At 44.2% G+C, this 651-nt stretch carries 1 protein-coding gene; it reads left to right on the top strand.

The features are described 5' to 3' along the window. A partial coding sequence (locus A3763_RS02650; protein ID WP_156494850.1) for a PAS domain S-box protein occupies positions 1-651 on the top strand: 651 nt, incomplete at both ends.

The raw sequence follows: 651 nt of genomic DNA, 5'->3' as shown, positions 1-651 counted from the left end.
AAGAAGAGTTCGTCGATGCGCTTGAAGAGCAGTCTTGGGATCTATTTGTTGCCCGCGAAAAAGAAGCTGACTTTGATATAAACCAAGCCCTAGTGCATATACGCCAAAAAGACCGCGATTTGCCCTTTATCGTCTTAAGTGATGCTTATGACGATGAGCAGCTGGTTAAGCACATGAAAGCCGGCGCAAAAGATGTCGTACCTTTCGAAAATGATAAACACATAGTCGTCGTACTGCGACGAGAGTTAGAGAGTCGAGCCGATCGTAAAAAGTTGCGTTTAATGGAAGCAAAAATTCGCGATGCAGAGCACCGCTGTGAATTGTTACTCGATAGCTCAAAAGATGCCATTGCTTATATCAGTGATGGTATGCACATCTATGCCAACAGCTCCTATATGCAGTTCCTTGGCTACGATGATATCGATGAAATGATCTGCATTCCTGTGCTTGATACCTTTAATTCAGAATCACAAAGCAGCTTCAAAGAGCTATCTAAGCCTTTTTCAGATAACCCGCAAGCCGAAAAGACCGAAGCAACAACCTGCATATCCATTCGTGAAGATGGTACTGAAATTAGCGCAACCATGAGCCTTTCCGCTGCAACTTACGACGGCGAAGACTGCCTACAAATTATTATCCGTCCAGAGCATG

The sequence above is a fragment of the Oleiphilus sp. HI0128 genome, from assembly GCF_001635365.1.
The sequence above is the reverse complement of the archived record's forward strand: the minus strand, read 5'-3'. Positions and strand labels throughout refer to the sequence as shown.